Source organism: Mesorhizobium sp. M0500, from assembly GCF_040321165.1.
Lineage (GTDB): Bacteria > Pseudomonadota > Alphaproteobacteria > Rhizobiales > Rhizobiaceae > Mesorhizobium.
Genome location: NZ_JAMYRB010000001.1, coordinates 451,370 through 466,501, shown reverse-complemented (window position 1 = coordinate 466,501; position 15,132 = coordinate 451,370). Strand labels below are relative to the sequence as shown.

The following is a 15,132-nucleotide window of genomic DNA, read 5'->3' as shown; positions in this document are numbered from 1 at the left end:
AGGAGTTGGTTGAGCCTTCGCATTAACCGATCTGTCGCAACTCGGAAGCCGTCAGGCGCCCGCCCGCTCCATGCCTAGCCGAGCAATGCGGCGAAGCTCGTCGATCGGGGTCAGGCCGCCGCTGCGCTCATAATGCCAGAAGGTCCATCCGTTGCAGGCGTCCAGCCCCTGCACCTCGGCGCCGATCTTGTGGATCGACCCGGCACTGTCGCCGATCGCCAGCGTGCCGTCGGCGCGCACTTTTGCCGCCCAGCGCTTCTTGGCGTCGTAAAGCGTGGCGCCTGGCGCCACCAGGCCATTGTCGAGAAGCGTGACGAAGGCGACGCGCGGCTCAGCGCGCTTGCCGGTCAGTACCGTCAAATTGGCGCCTTCCAGCGGCCGGACCGCATCGATACGTTCCATGGCGGCATCGATATAGGTTTGTTCGCGCTCGATGCCGACGAAGTGGCGGCCAAGCCGCTTGGCCACAGCCCCGGTGGTTCCTGAACCGAAGAACGGGTCGAGCACGATGTCGCCCGGCCTGGTCGATGCCGTCATGACGCGGGCAAGCAACGCTTCCGGCTTCTGCGTCGGATGCAATTTGTCACCATTGTCGTTCTTCAGGCGCTCGCCGCCGGTGCAGATCGGAAACAGCCAGTCCGAGCGCATCTGGACGTCGTCGTTCGATGCCTTCAGCGCCTCGTAGTTGAAAGTGTAGCCCTTGCCCTTCTGGTCGCGCGATGCCCAGATCATCGTCTCATGCGCGTTCTGGAAACGGCGGCCACGGAAATTGGGCATTGGATTGGTCTTGCGCCAGACGACGTCGTTGAGGATCCAGAAGCCCAGGTCCTGCATCTTTGCCCCGACCCTGAAAATATTGTGGTAGGAGCCGATAACCCAGATCGTGCCGTTGGGCTTCAACACACGGCGCGCCGCCAGCAGCCAGGCGCGGGTGAAGGCGTCGTAGGCCTCAAAACTGTCGAACTGGTCCCAATGGTCGTCGACGGCATCGACCTTGGATTGGTCGGGCCGGTGCAGATCGCCATCGAGCTGCAAATTATAGGGCGGATCGGCGAAGATCACGTCGATCGACTTTTCCGGCAGCCGTTCGAGCGCGGCGACGCAGTCGCCCTTCAGGATCGTATCCAGCCACTCGGATTGCTGGGGAGCATCGGAAAGCTCGTCGAGAAGACGCACGGCAGACATTGTGACACCCAAGGCACGCGTTACTGTTTACTGTCCGTTATGGTTACCGATCAGCGTAAATATTCAGTGAAGCAGCCCGCCGAATTTGCGAAGCCCGGCCTGTTGGTGTATGCCGCGCCGCCTGAGCCGTTTGGACCAAAGGGCCCTCGGCATTCCCCTCATCCCGCTTTCCGGATCACCATGCCCCAGCCAGACCTTGTCATCTTCGATTGCGACGGCGTGCTCGTCGATTCCGAAATCATCGCCGCGCGGATCGATGCCGAGCTGTTGACCTCGGCCGGCTACGAGATATCGGCCGAGGAGATTTCCGAGGTCTATGCCGGGTTGACTTTCAAGGACATCATGATGCGGGTCGAGGAAAAGTCCCGGATCCCGTTCCAGGCCTCGCTGATCGACAAGGAGGAACAGCTGGTCGATCGTCGGCTGCGCAGCGACGTGCGTGCCATCGACGGGGCGCACGAGGCTGTCGCCGCGGTAGCAGTGCCGCGCTGCGTCTGTTCGAATTCGCGTTCGGAGCGAATCGAATTCATGCTGGAGAAGGTGCAGCTTTTGCCGTTCTTTGCCGGCCGTATCTTTTCCTCGCTGGAAACCCCGACCGGGAAATCCAAGCCGGCGCCGGACGTGTTTCGGTTCGCCGCGGAAAAGCTCAAGGCCGATCCTGCGAACACCTTTGTCATCGAGGATTCGGTGCATGGCGTCACCGGCGCCAAGACGGCGGGAATGCGCGTCATCGGCTTCACCGGCGCGGCGCACAGCTATCCCGGCCACGCCGATGCGCTGACCGAGGCCGGCGCGGAAACGGTCATCCGCCGCTGGGCGGAACTGAAAAGCGTGATCGCCGCGCTGTCGGAATGGTCGGCGGACGCCTGAGAGGCCGCCTCCAACCGCCGTGGCGCGAATGCAGCGGCTCAGTTGGTCGCGGCGGCTTTCTTCTTCCTCGGCTTGTCTGTCGCTACTTTCGGAGCGCCCTCGTCATACCCGGCATATGCCTGGTAGTCCTTCGCCGTCGGCTCCGGAACGACGACGTTGGAATCGGTGAAGACGAACTGCGTGGCACTCGAAGGATCGGTAACCTGGACCTGATAGGAGTGAAGCTGCGAATAGAGAACTTCGGTGCCGTGCATCACCGCGATGCGGATCGGCATGGTGATGGTGCCGGGGGTGAACATCGGGCCAGGCACGACCTTGCCGGCGACGGCTATCTTCATCGACAAGGAGCCGTTGGCGCGGCTGCAGTCGCGGGTCACATCGGTGATCGAAGCCTGATAGATGATCTTGGCGGAATCGTCCGGCTGATCGGCGCCAGCCGCGTCCGCTGCCGGCTGGGCGGCTTCCTCGGCGGCAACATCGGTTTTTTTCTTCGGCTTCGGACCGCTCTTGGCGTAGGTATTGAAGAAGGCAGTGCCGTCACGCAACGTCACTTTCGGGCAATAGGCCTGCAGCTGGCTGGAAAGCACCTTGGGATCGGGTGGCGGTGGCGGTGTCGTATCCTTTTTGCCGAAGCCGAGAATTCCATTGTCGCTCGATTGGCAACCTGCGGCGGCAAGCATAAAGCCGGCGAGCGCCAGACCCGCGACAAAACGACCGTTGAATGAATGAAACGCCATGAACTGCACTTCCCTCTCGCAAAGCCGGTGACGTATATCAACCGCGCGGCAAAAATGCGACTGAGCCTGCGCAGAAATCCACCACCTCGCGGCGGGCGAAAATTCCCGGCAGCAATGGAAACGTGACGATGCAATATGTGAGTACCCGCGGGGAAGCGCCCGCGCTTGGATTTTCCGACGCGGTGCTGGCCGGACTGGCGCGCGACGGCGGGCTCTACCTGCCGAGCGCCTGGCCGCATTTTTCCGCAGCCGAGATCCGCGCCATGCGCGGCCTTGGCTATCCCGATCTTGCCATCCGTGTGCTGTCGCCGTTCCTCGGCGGCGAGATCGCGGCGCCGGTGTTCGAACGGCTGGTGCGCGAAGCCTATGCGACCTTCCGCCATGAGGCCGTCTGCCCGCTCGTGCAGACCGGGCCGAACAGCTTCGTGCTCGAGCTGTTCCACGGCCCGACGCTCGCGTTCAAGGACGTGGCGATGCAGCTTCTTGCGCGGCTGATGGACCATGTGCTGGCCGAGCGCGACCAGCGCGCCACCATTGTCGGTGCCACCTCCGGCGACACCGGAGGGGCCGCCATCGATGCCTTTGCCGGGCGCAACCGCACCGACATCTTCGTGCTTTTCCCGCACGGCCGCGTCTCGCCGGTACAGCAGCGGCAGATGACGACCTCGACCGCCGCAAACGTCCATGCGTTGGCGATCGAAGGCAATTTCGACGACTGCCAGGGCCTGGTAAAGGCCATGTTCAACGACCACGGTTTTCGCGACCGGGTATCGCTGTCCGGCGTCAACTCGATCAACTGGGCCCGCATCATGGCCCAGATCGTCTATTATTTCTCGTCCGGCCTGTCGCTCGGCGCGCCCGACAGGCCGGTTTCCTTCACCGTGCCGACCGGCAATTTCGGCGACATCTTCGCCGGCTATGCCGCCAAGAAGATGGGGCTGCCGATCGAACGGCTGATCATCGCCACCAACGACAACGATATTCTGGCGCGCACGCTGGCGACCGGCGAATACCGCATGAAGGGGGTCTTTTCGACCACGTCGCCCTCGATGGACATCCAGGTGTCTTCGAACTTCGAACGCTTGCTGTTCGAGGCGTCCGGCCGCGATGCCTCGACCGTGCGGCGCTACATGGACGGGCTCAAGCAGTCCGGCGCCTTCACCATCGAGGCCGGGGAAATCGCCAGGATCCGCTCCGAATTCGACGCCGGCCGCGCCACCATGGACGAGGTCGCCGCCACCATCCGCACCACACTTGCGGCGAGCGGCTATCTGCTCGACCCGCATACGGCCGCGGCCGTGCATGTGGCCGCCGGCAAGGCTGCGGGTGAGGTGCCGATGGTGGTGCTGGGCACTGCGCACCCGGCAAAGTTTCCCGCCGCCGTCGAAGCCGCCAGCGGCGTGTCGCCTGCCCTGCCTGCATGGCTAGGCGGGTTGATGAGCGCCGAGGAAAAATACACGGTACTTCCATCCGACCTGAAAATGGTGGAAGATTATCTCGGCCGCCACACGCGGGCGGCGCGTTAGGGAGTAATTGCCATATGGGTGTTGAGGTAAGCCGTCTGTCGAACGGCCTGACAGTCGCCACCGAAACCCTTCCAAGCCTCGAATCTGTTGCCCTTGGCGCCTGGGTCAAGTCGGGCGCACGCAACGAGCGTGACGAAGAGCACGGAATGGCGCACTTGCTCGAGCACATGGCTTTCAAGGGCACCAGGCGGCGAAGCGCCTTCGAGATTGCCTCGGAGATCGAGGACGTCGGCGGCGAGATCAATGCCGCCACCAGCGTCGAGACGACCTCCTATTATGCAAGGGTTCTGAGCGACGACGTGCCGCTGGCCGTCGATATCCTTTCCGACATCCTGCAGGAATCCGAATTCGATCCGCAGGAGTTGGAACGAGAGCAGCATGTGATTCTGCAGGAGATCGGCGCCGCGCACGATACGCCCGACGACGTCGTTTTCGATCACTTTACCGAGACCGCCTTCCGCCACCAGACTATCGGCCGCTCGATTCTTGGCACGCCGGAAACCGTCAAATCCTTCACTTCGAAGCAGCTGCACGACTTCATCGAACGACAGTACGGTGCCGAGAACATGGTGATGGTGGCGGCCGGCGATATCAAGCACGACGATTTCGTGCGGGAAGTCGAAAAGCGTCTCGGCAGCTTCCGCGGCAAGGCCGACGGCACCATCCCGCAATATGCGCAGTATGTCGGCGGCGATTTTCGCGAGGACCGCGACCTGATGGACGCCCAGATCGTGCTGGGTTTCGAGGGCCGCGCCTATCACGTCCGCGATTTCTATGCCTCCCAGGTCCTGTCGATGATCCTGGGCGGCGGCATGTCGTCGCGACTTTTCCAGGAAGTCCGCGAAAAACGCGGCCTGTGCTATTCGGTCTATGCCTTCCATTGGGGTTTTTCCGACACCGGCGTCTTCGGGGTCCATGCGGCGACCGGACAAAGCGATATTGCCGAGCTGGTGCCTGTGATCATCGACGAGCTGCAAAAGGCCGGTGAAAACATCCTGCAGGAGGAGCTTGACCGGGCGCGTGCCCAATACCGCGCCGGGCTGATCATGTCGGCCGAGAGCCCGGCCAGCCGCGCCTCCCAGATCGCCAGGCAGTTGCTTCTGTTCGGCAGGCCGATCGCCAAGGAAGAGCTGATGGAGCGGCTGGCGGCGTTGACTGTCGAGCGGCTGACGGATCTGTCGTCCCGGCTTTTTTCGACCAAGCCGACGCTTACAGCCGTCGGGCCGGTGGGTACGCTCGCGCCCTATGAGGCAATCCTCGATTCGCTTTCGGGCACGCAGACCACTGCCCGTAAGCTTGCCGTCTAAGCCTATTCGAGCGTCGTGTTCGCGCTCCCTTTCTTTCGCCGCGACCTGCCGGCACTGAAGGGCGAGCTTGTCACGCTGCGCGTACCGCTGACCAACGACTATCGCGAGTGGTCGGTGCTGCGCAGTGAAAGCCGCGCTTTTCTTGAGCCGTGGGAGCCGCGATGGACCCCTGACGAACTCGACCGCACGGCGTGGCGGCATCGTATCGGGCGCTACCGCGAGGACTACGCGCAGGGGACGGCGATCGCCTTCTTCATCTTCGAGAAAAGCAGCGGCAGGCTGGCCGGCGGTATCACCCTCGGCAATATCCGCCACGGGGTCGCCCAAAGCGGCCATATCGGCTACTGGATCGGCGAGCGCTTCAGCGGACGCGGCCTGATGACCGATGCCGTCAAGGTGGTGACGCGTTTCGCCTTCGAAACGCTGCGATTGCACCGGATCGAAGCTGCCTGTATTCCCGACAACGCCCGGTCGATCCGCGTGCTTGAAAAAGCCGGATTCCGGCGCGAAGGACTGCTACGATCCTATCTCAGGATCAACGGCATCTGGCAGGACCATTACCTATACGCCCGAATCGCGGACGATCCGCCGGGCGTTGGAACAAAGGACTGATTTTGACGAATTTTCTGCGCAAGGGGTCGCTGCTTGCCTTTATGCTGGCGGCAATCGTCACGCTCTGCGCGGCATCCTCGGCGTTTGCCGTAGAACCGATCAAGATCGCCCGCGACGACGTTGCGCTCGATCTTTCGGGGGCCGTCTCGATCTACCGGAACCAGGGCGAGAATTTTCAGGTGTCGACCGCGCCAGGCCCGGACGGCATCGTGCGGCGCATCGAGGTCGAGGCAAATGATGCGCGCTCGACCGGTGACTGGGCGGTGTTCGCGCTCGCTAATACCACCGACCAGCAGCTCGACAGGCTGATTGTCGCACCGCATTTCCGGCTGGTGAATTCCGGCCTGTTCTGGCCGGATCTCGGCTCGACCCGTATCGCTGCGATCACGCCAAGCGAAGGCTTTGCGCTCGACCGTCAGACCAGCCCCGACGCCGACGTGTTCCGGGTGACGTTGAACCCCGGAACGGTGATTACCTTCATCGCCGAGCTCGCCTCGCCCAAGCTGCCGCAGGTCTATCTGTGGGATCCTGAATCCTACAAGGACTCGGTCAATTCCTACACGCTGTTTCGTGGCATCGTCATCGGCATCGCCGGCCTGCTGGCGCTGTTCCTGACCATTCTTTTCGTCGTCAAGGGGACCTCGATGTTCCCGGCAACGGCGGCCCTAGCCTGGGCGGTGCTTGCCTATATCTGCGTCGATTTCGGCTTTCTCAACAAGATCATAGAGATCTCACCGGGCAATGAGCAGATGTGGCGCGCCGGAACGGAGGTGGCGCTCGCGGCGACCTTCGTGGTGTTCCTGTTTGCCTATCTCAACCTCAACCGGTGGCACGGCCATTTCAGCTACGGCGCACTGGTCTGGATTCTCGGGCTGGTGCTGATCGCCGGTGTCGCCATCATCGATCCGGCGGTTGCCGCCGGCATTGCCAGGCTGTCCTTCGCCGCCACCGCGCTGACCGGGCTCGGCCTGATCATCTTCCTCGGTATCCGCGGTTACGACCGCGCCATCATGCTGGTGCCCAGTTGGGTGATGGTTCTGCTGTGGCTATGCGGATCGTGGATGGCAATCACCGGCATGCTGGACAACGATATCGCTCAGCCGGCGCTGGGCGGTGGGCTGATCCTCATCATCCTGCTGATCGGCTTCACCGTGATGCAGCACGCTTTTGCCGGCGGCGCGCTGCATCAGGGCCTGTTCTCCGACCTTGAGCGGCAGGCGCTGGCGGTTGCCGGATCGGGCGATACTGTGTGGGACTGGGACGTGCTGCGCGACCGCGTCGTCACTCGTCCCGACGTCAGCATTCAGCTCGGTCTTGCCCCCAACAGCCTCGGCGGCCCTGCCCGCAACTGGCTGCCGGTGCTGCATGCCGACGACCGCGACACGTTTCGCACGACACTCGACGTGGTGCTCGAGCACCGGCGCGGCCGGGTGTCGCAAAACTTTCGCCTGCGCGGCGCCGACGGGCACTATCACTGGTTTTCGTTGCGCGCCCGGCCGGTGATCGGCTCGGACGGCGAGGTCATCCGCTGCGTCGGCACCATGGTCGACGTGACGGAGCAGAAGAAATCCGAGGAACGGCTGCTGCATGACGCCGTGCACGACAATCTGACCGGCCTGCCCAACCGCGAGCTGTTCATGAACCGGCTGGAGGCGATCATTTCGATTGCCCGCACCGAAGAGAAGGTGCGCCCGACCGTCTTCGTCATCGACATAGACCGGTTCAAGCAGGTCAATGACGGGCTCGGCATCTCGGCCGGCGATACCATCCTTTTGACTATCGCGCGGCGGCTGCACCGACTGCTCAAGCCGAAGGATTCGCTGTCGCGCTTTGCCGGCGACCAGTTCGCGCTGATGCTTTTGTCGGAGCAGGATCCGGCCCGCATCGCGGCCATTGCCGATGCCATCAAGCACGCCATCAACAACCCGATCACCTTCGCCAAGCGCGAGATCGTGCTGACGGCCTCGATCGGGCTGATCACCTGGACCGCCACGCAGACCTCGGCCGAGGACATGGTCAAGGATGCCGAGCTTGCCATGCATCAGGCCAAGCGCTTCGGCGGCGACCGGATCGAGCCGTTCCGTCCCGCCTTCCGCACCGTCGGCACCGACCGGCTGCAGTTCGAGTCCGATCTGCGCCGCGCCATCGAACGACGCGAATTCACGCTTGCCTACCAGCCGATCGTGCGGCTGGAGGACGGCAGCGTCGCAGGCTTCGAAGCGCTGCTGCGCTGGGACCATCCGCGGCGCGGCATGATCCCGCCGGCGGATTTCATTCCGGTTGCCGAAAACTGCGGCCTGATCGTGCAGCTTGGGCTGTTTGCCATGCAGCAGGCTGCCGAAGACCTGGCGGGATGGCAAAAGCAGATCGGCGATGCGCCGCTGTCGGTCTCGGTCAATCTGTCCAGCCGCCAGCTCATCCGCCGCGACCTGGTCAGCGACGTCCGCTCGGTGATCGCGCGAGCCAACCTGAAACCGCGCTGCTTCCGGCTCGAACTCACCGAATCGCTGGTGATGGACAATCCCGAGCAGACCGCCCATGTGCTGACCAAGTTGAAGCAGCTTGGCATCGGCCTGTCGCTGGATGATTTCGGCACCGGCTATTCATCGCTGGCCTATCTGACGCGCTTTCCGTTCGACACTATCAAGATCGACAAGAGCTTCGTCGACGACGCGACGCCGAAACGTGCGGTGCTGCTCAAATCCATGGTCAACATGGCGCATGAACTCGGCCTGTCGGTTGTCGCCGAAGGCATTTCGGACGAGAGCGATGCGCTGGAGTTGCGGCAGATGGGCTGCGAATACGTGCAGAGCTTCATGTTCGGCGCGCCGATGCCGGGCGACCAGGTGCTGAAGACGCTGAAGGAACAGTATCCGCTCACTCAAGCGTGACAAGTTTCGGGGACGTGATGAGGCTCAGGCGTGACCGGCAGCCAGGCTGAGATGCGCGAGATCGATGCCGATCGAGGCGAGGATCCGGTCATATTTGCGATCGATGTCGGCGTCGAACAGAAGCTCGGCACTTGCCGGGCAAGTCAGCCAGCCATTCTCGACGATCTCGTTTTCAAGCTGGCCTGCACCCCAGCCGGCATAGCCGAGCGCCATCAGAGCCCGCCGGGGTCCGCGGCCGGAGGAGATGGCGCGCAATATGTCGACGGTCGCGGTGAGACAGACATCATCGGACACGGCGAGCGAGGATTCCACCCGGTAGTCGCCCGAATGCAGAACGAAGCCGCGGCTGCGATCCACCGGTCCGCCATTGCGCACGACGAAGTCGCGCGCCGGCGGCGGCAGGCGAATTGCCTCCAGCTCGTTCATGATGCCAAGTTGCACGAGCAGGTCCGGAAACAGCATCTGCTGCGTCTGGTTGATGATCAGCCCCATCGCGCCTTCGTCGCTGTGCGCGCAAATGTAGATGACGGAGCGCGTGAAGCGGTCGTCCTTCATGCCGGGCATGGCAATCAGGAACTGATCGTCGAGAAAGCCGGGTCCTGCGGCCGTCCTTTTATGGCGCAACAAATCCATGGCCACAGCGTAACGCGTTTCCGGGGCGTCGAAAAGATGGGCGGCGCCCGATTTGATCAGGCTCAAAAGCCGAAGGTCACGCAAATATGATGCCGGCGGCGTCATGAAATCATTGCGCGGCCATCAACGGACGATCAAATCATCGCCATGCAAAGCTTGAAAATCCTGCTGCTTGGTGTGGCCATTGGATCGGCGACCGGCTTCCCCGCCTCAGCCTCCTCGTCGGCCTGGTACAACAGCGAAGGCGGCAGGGTGCGGCTGGTAACAAGCGGCAAAGCCGACGAGGCCGGACGTCTCCAGGGCGTCCTCGACATTGCGCTGAAGCCCGGCTGGAAAACCTATTGGCGCGATCCGGGCGATGCGGGCGTGCCGCCACAGATCGACGTCTCGGCCAGCACCAACATTGCCGACGCGACGCTTTCGTTTCCGCCGCCGCAGCGCCACGATGACGGCTATGGCAAATGGGCCGGCTACGACCACCCGGTTTCGTTGCCGGTGACGTTCACGCTTGCCGCGCCCGGCCAACCGGCCGTCATCGATGCGGACATCTTCCTCGGCATTTGCGAAACCATCTGCATCCCGGTGCAGACAAGGCTGACCGTCGATCCCGGCGCCGATCCCGACAACGCCGAGGATGCGGCACTGGTCAAGGCGGGCCTTGCAACCCTGCCCGCCACGGCAACGCCCGATTTCGGCATAAACGTACTGCCGGGCGACCACGAAACGCTGATTGTCGAAGCGAGCTTTCCGGGCAGCCCCGAGGGCGCCGACTTCTTCGTTGCCGGCGAACGCGACTACATGTTCGGTGCCCCGGCACGCAGCGAAAAGGATGGCAAGCTGATCTTTACTGTACCGATCCTCGACAGGCCGTCGACAACGCCAACCGATGGCGGCCTGCACTACACACTGACAAGTGCCGCAGGCGCGGTCGAAGGCCTGTTGCCATTCCCGTGATGCCAACGTCTGGACGGTTGCCGGGCGCGCCTTAATTCGCTATCGCAAGGAGCTCCCTTCCATTTCCAAGCGAGGACCATCATGACGATCTCCGTTGGCGACAAACTGCCCGATGCGACCTTCAAGACAATGACCGCCGACGGTGCAAGGCCGATCACGACGGGCGAGATATTCTCAGGAAAGAAGGTCGTGCTGTTTGGCGTTCCAGGCGCCTTCACGCCGACCTGCAGCAACAATCATCTGCCCGGCTACCTGGACAATTACGACGCCATCCTGGCGCGCGGCGTCGACACTATCGCCGTTGTCTCGGTCAACGATGTTCACGTCATGGGGGCTTGGGCCCGCTTCAGCGGCGGTGAAGGCAAAATCCTTTATCTTGCCGATGGCAATGGCGATTTCGCCAAATCGGTCGGCCTCGACGCCGACCTCTCCGGCGGCGGCATGGGGCTGCGCTCGAGGCGTTTTTCGATGATCGTCGATGACGGCAAGGTCACTGCACTCAATGTCGAGACAAAGCCCGGCGTCGACGAATCCGGCGCTGCTCACATTCTCGGGCAGCTTTCCGTCCTGGCGACAGCCTAGGCCAGGCACGGCAAAGGGGCGCCTTCGAGCGCTCAACGTCCAAAGGACGCTGACTTTTGCATCGGCGTATGATCCTTCCGAAAGCCGACCCGGTTTTCGGGACCATGCGTCGGCCCTTCGGGACTGTTTGCTTTTGGGGACCTCGATTATGTCTGACATCGTCTGGCGCAGCGTCGCGATCGGCATCGGCGCAACCGCGCTTATGGATGTCTGGGCGATTTTCCTGAGCAAGGTGTTTGCTCAACCGCGGCCGAACTGGGGGCTGGTCGGCCGCTGGGTCTGGCATCTCAGGGAAGGCAAGGTCTTCCATGACGACATTGGCAAGGCCTCGCCCTACCCGCATGAATCAGTACTTGGCTGGGCCTTTCATTATGCTGTCGGCATCGTCTACGGCTTCATACTGGTCGTGCTGGCCGGAACGGCCTGGCTCACCGCGCCGACCTTCCTGCCGGCCTTTATCATCAGCATGGTCACCGTCGGCGCCGGCTGGTTTCTGCTGGCGCCCGGCATGGGCGCCGGCTGGGCCGCTTCGAAGCGGCCCAATCCGATGCAGGTCCGCGCCCTCAATCTTGTGTCGCACACGGTGTTCGCAATCGGACTGTTCGGCACCGCCCTGCTGATCCGATAGGTAATTAACTGTCGCGGCGCTGCGTCGGCCTGTCGATCGGCTGCCATCCATGGATAACGCGACGCGCGCTGATATCGTATGCGAAGTAGTTCCCACCGCCCGCTGGCTGATCCGCCTCGCGGCTGATTTCCCGACCGCTCAAAGAGAGCAGCAGGAGCGTTCCGACACCTCCGTGACCTATGAAAGCAACGTCGACGGCGGCGTCGGTGCGTAGCACAGTGTCTACCTCGCTTAGAATACGACGCTGGGCTTCGATAGCTGGCTCCCATCCACGAATGCTGCTGTTTGGATTGGCGAAGAATTGGTCGGCGACCGCTTCGAACTCCGATGGCGGCAGGAAACCGGTTGCCGATCGGTCATTCTCATGCATCCGTTCCCTCACCTCGACTGCAAGGCGGAGATGCCTTCCGAGTATCTCGGCGGTTTCTATCGCCTTGCGTTCACCCGACGACACGATCCGCCGGATCGACCCAACCCACGGCTGATCGAGCATTGCAGATGTTCTCGCTCGCCCGATGTCGGACAGTCCCCACTCCGGCACTGGAACGTTGGCATCGACCTGAACCTGGGGATGCGTGATGTAGTATGCAATCGGCATGATAAGAGCTTTCCTGCCAGAGAGCGGACCCGCAGCCGGAATTCAATAGCTTTGCGTCGAGCGCCGCGCCTTTGTGGCGGCCGGCTGCTTTGACTGCGAACCTGGTTCTGGCGCCGCAGTCTTGACGAGGCCTTTCTTGAATGGCGCCATGCCGAGCCGCGCCAATTCGTCGGCGCGCTCGTTCTCGGGATGGCCGGCATGGCCCTTGACCCAATGCCAGGTGACCTGATGGCGGTTACGCGCCGCGTCGAGCTGCTGCCACAGCTCGGCATTCTTCACCGGCTGCCTGGCGGCCGTCTTCCAGCCGTTGCGCTTCCAGCCGTCGATCCAGCTGAAAATACCGTCCTTGACATAGTTGCTGTCGGTATAAAGATCGACGGCGCAGGGCTCCTTGAGCGCATTAAGCGCCGAGATGGCCGCCAACAGTTCCATACGGTTGTTGGTGGTGGCAGCCTCGCCGCCATGGAGCTCCTTAATTGCGCCGTTGAAGCGCAGGATTGCGCCCCAGCCGCCAGGCCCGGGATTGCCCGAACAGGCACCATCGGTGAAGATTTCAACGCGCTTGGTCATGTCAGTCCATATTCGGAAGGAGAGTTGATCGCCCGGTGGAAGCGCATCCGGCGGATATACTCGGTCGGGTCGCGTTTCATCACCAGCCCGCCGTCCGGGACCGTCAGCCAGTCGTAGAGCCGGGTCAGCATGAAGCGCAGCGCCGAGCCGCGCGCCAGCATCGGCAGCGCAGCTTTCTCGTCACTGCTCAACGGCCGCACGCTTTGGTAGCCGGCAAGCAGCGCCGTGCCCTTGGTCAGATTGAAGGAAAAATCCTTCTCGAAGCACCAGGCGTTCAGGCACGTGGCAACGTCATAGGCGTAGAGGTCGTTGCAGGCGAAATAGAAGTCGATCAGCCCGGACAGTTTCTCGCCGAGGAAGAACACATTGTCCGGGAAAAGATCGGCATGGATGATGCCTCGCGGCAGACCGTTCGGCCAGTTCCGCTCGAAATCGGCGAAATCGGCATCGACCTCGGCAGCCAGTCCCGGCTCGACCTCGTCGGCGCGGGCGCGGGCGGCATTCCACAGCTTGCGCCAGCCATCGATGGCAAGGGCGTTGGGGCGGGTCATCGGAAAATCCGCGCCGGCGAGATGCAGTGCCGCCAGCGCCTTGCCGACCTCGCCGCAATGCGCAGCCGTCGGCCGCCGCAGCGACAGGCCTTCGAGAAAGGTGATGATGACCGCCGGCCGGCCGGCAAGTGTTCCGATCACACCGCCATCATGTGCGGTGACCGGGAGCGGGCACGAAATGCCCTTTCTGGCGAGGTGGGCCATGAGGCCGAGAAAGAACGGCAGGTCAGCCTTGTCGACGCGCTTCTCGTAAAGCGTCAGGATGTAGGAGCCGCTGCTGGTGTGCAGCAGAAAATTCGAGTTTTCGGTACCTTCGGCGATGCCCTTGTAGGACAAGAGGTCGCCGACCGGATAGTTCCTGAGGAATGCGCCGAGCTCGCCCTCGTTGACGTCGGTGTAAACCGCCATCGTTGCTACGCGGCCCCGTTGACGAAGGCCATGTCGGCAGCCGTCAGTTCGACATCGCGCAACACCCGCATCACCGGAAAGTCCTCCGTCTCCGTCGCCGTCACGGCCAGCTCGATGGTCACGTCGAAGCGCTGCCTGAACGCATCGACGATCTCGTCGACGATGATCTCCGGCGCCGAGGCGCCCGCCGACAGGCCGAGCGTCGAAATGCCGGCAATCTCATTCCACGGAATTTCGGAGGCGCGCTGCACAAGAAGCGACATCGAGGCGCCGGCGCGCTCGGCCACTTCGACCAGGCGCCGCGAGTTGGAGGAGTTAGGTGCGCCGACAACCAGGAAGAGATCGGCGCCGGCCGCTGTTTCCTTGACCGCTTCCTGGCGATTGGTGGTGGCATAACAGATCGATTCCGCCGCCGGCGCGTGCAGCTCGGGAAAACGCTGCCGCAGGGCGCGGATAATACCGGCGGTGTCCTCGACCGACAGCGTCGTCTGGGTGACGAAGCCGAGCGCTTGCGGGTCTGCGGGCACGAAGCTTGCGGCGTCGGCCTCGGTCTCGATCAGAGTGACCGCGCCGTCCGGCAACTGGCCCATTGTGCCGATCACCTCCGGATGCCCGGCATGGCCGATCAAGAGCACGTGGCGGCCAAGCCGCTGATGGCGCATCGCCTGCTTATGGACTTTCGAGACCAGCGGGCAAGTCGCGTCGAGATAGAACAGGTTGCGGGACTGGGCGTCGGCCGGCACAGATTTCGGCACGCCATGCGCCGAAAAGACGACCGGGCTCTGGCGATGCTCGGGCGGGATCTCGGAGAGCTCCTCGATGAACACCGCGCCAAGGCTTTGCAGCCCTTCGACGACGTAGCGGTTGTGCACGATCTCGTGGCGGACATAGACCGGCGCGCCGTATTTCTTCAGCGCCAGCACGACGATCTGGATGGCACGGTCAACGCCCGCACAGAAACCGCGGGGCTGGCAGAGCCGGATGGTCAGCGGCGGCTTTGTATAAAGCATGATTGCATCTTACGCTGATTGTAGGCCGGTTGATCGGACTATGACTTCTGAGCTCAAGGCGCGAAATGAG

15 protein-coding genes are annotated in these 15,132 nt (G+C 62.8%); 8 read left to right on the top strand and 7 right to left on the bottom strand.

Annotation, left to right across the window (positions count from 1 at the left end; genetic code table 11):
* Nucleotides 1-51: 51 nt before the first annotated feature.
* On the bottom strand, nt 52-1,185 hold the full coding sequence (locus tag NKI70_RS02325; protein WP_023674154.1) for a site-specific DNA-methyltransferase: 1,134 nt from the start codon (nt 1,183-1,185) through the stop codon (nt 52-54).
* Nucleotides 1,186-1,365: 180 nt separating this feature from the next.
* Between NKI70_RS02325 and NKI70_RS02320 the strand changes: the two genes are divergently transcribed.
* The gene (locus NKI70_RS02320; RefSeq protein ID WP_023674153.1) at nt 1,366-2,055 is read left to right on the top strand and encodes an HAD family hydrolase; all 690 of its coding nucleotides are present in this window, start codon (nt 1,366-1,368) and stop codon (nt 2,053-2,055) included.
* A 38-nt stretch (nt 2,056-2,093) separates the two neighbouring features.
* Here NKI70_RS02320 and NKI70_RS02315 read toward each other — a convergent pair whose 3' ends face one another.
* Nucleotides 2,094-2,792, bottom strand: coding sequence for a hypothetical protein (locus NKI70_RS02315; RefSeq protein ID WP_023674152.1), 699 nt, complete (start codon nt 2,790-2,792; stop codon nt 2,094-2,096).
* Nucleotides 2,793-2,920: 128 nt separating this feature from the next.
* Here NKI70_RS02315 and thrC point away from each other — a divergent pair, with 128 nt between their 5' ends.
* Genes thrC through NKI70_RS02295 form a run of 4 tightly spaced genes read left to right on the top strand, consistent with a single transcriptional unit; the run spans nt 2,921 to nt 9,128 of the window.
* Nucleotides 2,921-4,318 (top strand): threonine synthase, encoded by a 1,398-nt coding sequence (gene thrC / locus NKI70_RS02310; protein WP_352698273.1) that lies wholly within the window; start codon nt 2,921-2,923, stop codon nt 4,316-4,318.
* A 14-nt stretch (nt 4,319-4,332) separates the two neighbouring features.
* The gene (locus NKI70_RS02305) at nt 4,333-5,625 is read left to right on the top strand and encodes a M16 family metallopeptidase (protein ID WP_023674150.1); all 1,293 of its coding nucleotides are present in this window, start codon (nt 4,333-4,335) and stop codon (nt 5,623-5,625) included.
* 15 nt (nt 5,626-5,640) lie between these two features.
* Nucleotides 5,641-6,237, top strand: coding sequence for a GNAT family N-acetyltransferase (locus NKI70_RS02300; RefSeq protein ID WP_023674149.1), 597 nt, complete (start codon nt 5,641-5,643; stop codon nt 6,235-6,237).
* A gap of 2 nt (nt 6,238-6,239) precedes the next feature.
* Nucleotides 6,240-9,128: an EAL domain-containing protein gene (locus tag NKI70_RS02295; RefSeq protein ID WP_023674148.1), complete on the top strand. Its 2,889-nt coding sequence runs from the start codon at nt 6,240-6,242 to the stop codon at nt 9,126-9,128.
* 24 nt (nt 9,129-9,152) lie between these two features.
* On the opposite strand, the gene NKI70_RS02290 is transcribed toward NKI70_RS02295, so the two are convergent.
* Entirely contained in the window at nt 9,153-9,761 is a 609-nt protein-coding gene (locus NKI70_RS02290) for a YqgE/AlgH family protein (protein WP_031211061.1), read from the bottom strand.
* A 147-nt stretch (nt 9,762-9,908) separates the two neighbouring features.
* Between NKI70_RS02290 and NKI70_RS02285 the strand changes: the two genes are divergently transcribed.
* The 3 genes from NKI70_RS02285 to NKI70_RS02275 all read left to right on the top strand — a co-directional run bounded on the left by NKI70_RS02285 (nt 9,909) and on the right by NKI70_RS02275 (nt 11,925).
* On the top strand, nt 9,909-10,715 hold the full coding sequence (locus NKI70_RS02285; protein WP_023674146.1) for a protein-disulfide reductase DsbD domain-containing protein: 807 nt from the start codon (nt 9,909-9,911) through the stop codon (nt 10,713-10,715).
* Between the two features lie 81 nt (nt 10,716-10,796).
* Nucleotides 10,797-11,297: a peroxiredoxin gene (locus NKI70_RS02280; RefSeq protein WP_352622961.1), complete on the top strand. Its 501-nt coding sequence runs from the start codon at nt 10,797-10,799 to the stop codon at nt 11,295-11,297.
* A gap of 148 nt (nt 11,298-11,445) precedes the next feature.
* Complete coding sequence (locus NKI70_RS02275; RefSeq protein ID WP_352678169.1) at nt 11,446-11,925, top strand: DUF2938 domain-containing protein; 480 nt, start codon at nt 11,446-11,448, stop codon at nt 11,923-11,925.
* A 4-nt stretch (nt 11,926-11,929) separates the two neighbouring features.
* On the opposite strand, the gene NKI70_RS02270 is transcribed toward NKI70_RS02275, so the two are convergent.
* Genes NKI70_RS02270 through ispH form a run of 4 tightly spaced genes read right to left on the bottom strand, consistent with a single transcriptional unit; the run spans nt 11,930 to nt 15,062 of the window.
* Nucleotides 11,930-12,523, bottom strand: a complete 594-nt coding sequence (locus NKI70_RS02270; RefSeq protein WP_031211060.1) for a histidine phosphatase family protein — start codon at nt 12,521-12,523, stop codon at nt 11,930-11,932.
* 42 nt (nt 12,524-12,565) lie between these two features.
* Complete coding sequence (gene rnhA, locus NKI70_RS02265) at nt 12,566-13,093, bottom strand: ribonuclease HI (protein ID WP_023674142.1); 528 nt, start codon at nt 13,091-13,093, stop codon at nt 12,566-12,568.
* Entirely contained in the window at nt 13,090-14,052 is a 963-nt protein-coding gene (locus tag NKI70_RS02260; protein WP_023674141.1) for a homoserine kinase, read from the bottom strand. Before NKI70_RS02260 ends, rnhA begins: the two co-directional genes overlap by 4 nt.
* A 5-nt stretch (nt 14,053-14,057) precedes the next feature.
* The gene (ispH, locus tag NKI70_RS02255) at nt 14,058-15,062 is read right to left on the bottom strand and encodes a 4-hydroxy-3-methylbut-2-enyl diphosphate reductase (protein ID WP_352698271.1); all 1,005 of its coding nucleotides are present in this window, start codon (nt 15,060-15,062) and stop codon (nt 14,058-14,060) included.
* Nucleotides 15,063-15,132: the final 70 nt, after the last annotated feature.

Excerpts from the sequence above, each read along its gene's own strand:
- NKI70_RS02285 (WP_023674146.1), top strand. The coding sequence starts at position 9,909 with ATGCAAAGCTTGAAAATCCTGCTGCTTGGTGTGGCCATTGGATCGGCG.
- NKI70_RS02305 (WP_023674150.1), top strand. The coding sequence starts at position 4,333 with ATGGGTGTTGAGGTAAGCCGTCTGTCGAACGGCCTGACAGTCGCCACC.
- rnhA (WP_023674142.1), bottom strand. The coding sequence starts at position 13,093 with ATGACCAAGCGCGTTGAAATCTTCACCGATGGTGCCTGTTCGGGCAAT.
- thrC (WP_352698273.1), top strand. The coding sequence starts at position 2,921 with ATGCAATATGTGAGTACCCGCGGGGAAGCGCCCGCGCTTGGATTTTCC.
- NKI70_RS02270 (WP_031211060.1), bottom strand. The coding sequence starts at position 12,523 with ATGCCGATTGCATACTACATCACGCATCCCCAGGTTCAGGTCGATGCC.
- NKI70_RS02290 (WP_031211061.1), bottom strand. The coding sequence starts at position 9,761 with ATGGATTTGTTGCGCCATAAAAGGACGGCCGCAGGACCCGGCTTTCTC.
- ispH (WP_352698271.1), bottom strand. The coding sequence starts at position 15,062 with ATGCTTTATACAAAGCCGCCGCTGACCATCCGGCTCTGCCAGCCCCGC.
- NKI70_RS02275 (WP_352678169.1), top strand. The coding sequence starts at position 11,446 with ATGTCTGACATCGTCTGGCGCAGCGTCGCGATCGGCATCGGCGCAACC.
- NKI70_RS02325 (WP_023674154.1), bottom strand. The coding sequence starts at position 1,185 with ATGTCTGCCGTGCGTCTTCTCGACGAGCTTTCCGATGCTCCCCAGCAA.
- NKI70_RS02320 (WP_023674153.1), top strand. The coding sequence starts at position 1,366 with ATGCCCCAGCCAGACCTTGTCATCTTCGATTGCGACGGCGTGCTCGTC.
- NKI70_RS02260 (WP_023674141.1), bottom strand. The coding sequence starts at position 14,052 with ATGGCGGTTTACACCGACGTCAACGAGGGCGAGCTCGGCGCATTCCTC.
- NKI70_RS02315 (WP_023674152.1), bottom strand. The coding sequence starts at position 2,792 with ATGGCGTTTCATTCATTCAACGGTCGTTTTGTCGCGGGTCTGGCGCTC.
- NKI70_RS02280 (WP_352622961.1), top strand. The coding sequence starts at position 10,797 with ATGACGATCTCCGTTGGCGACAAACTGCCCGATGCGACCTTCAAGACA.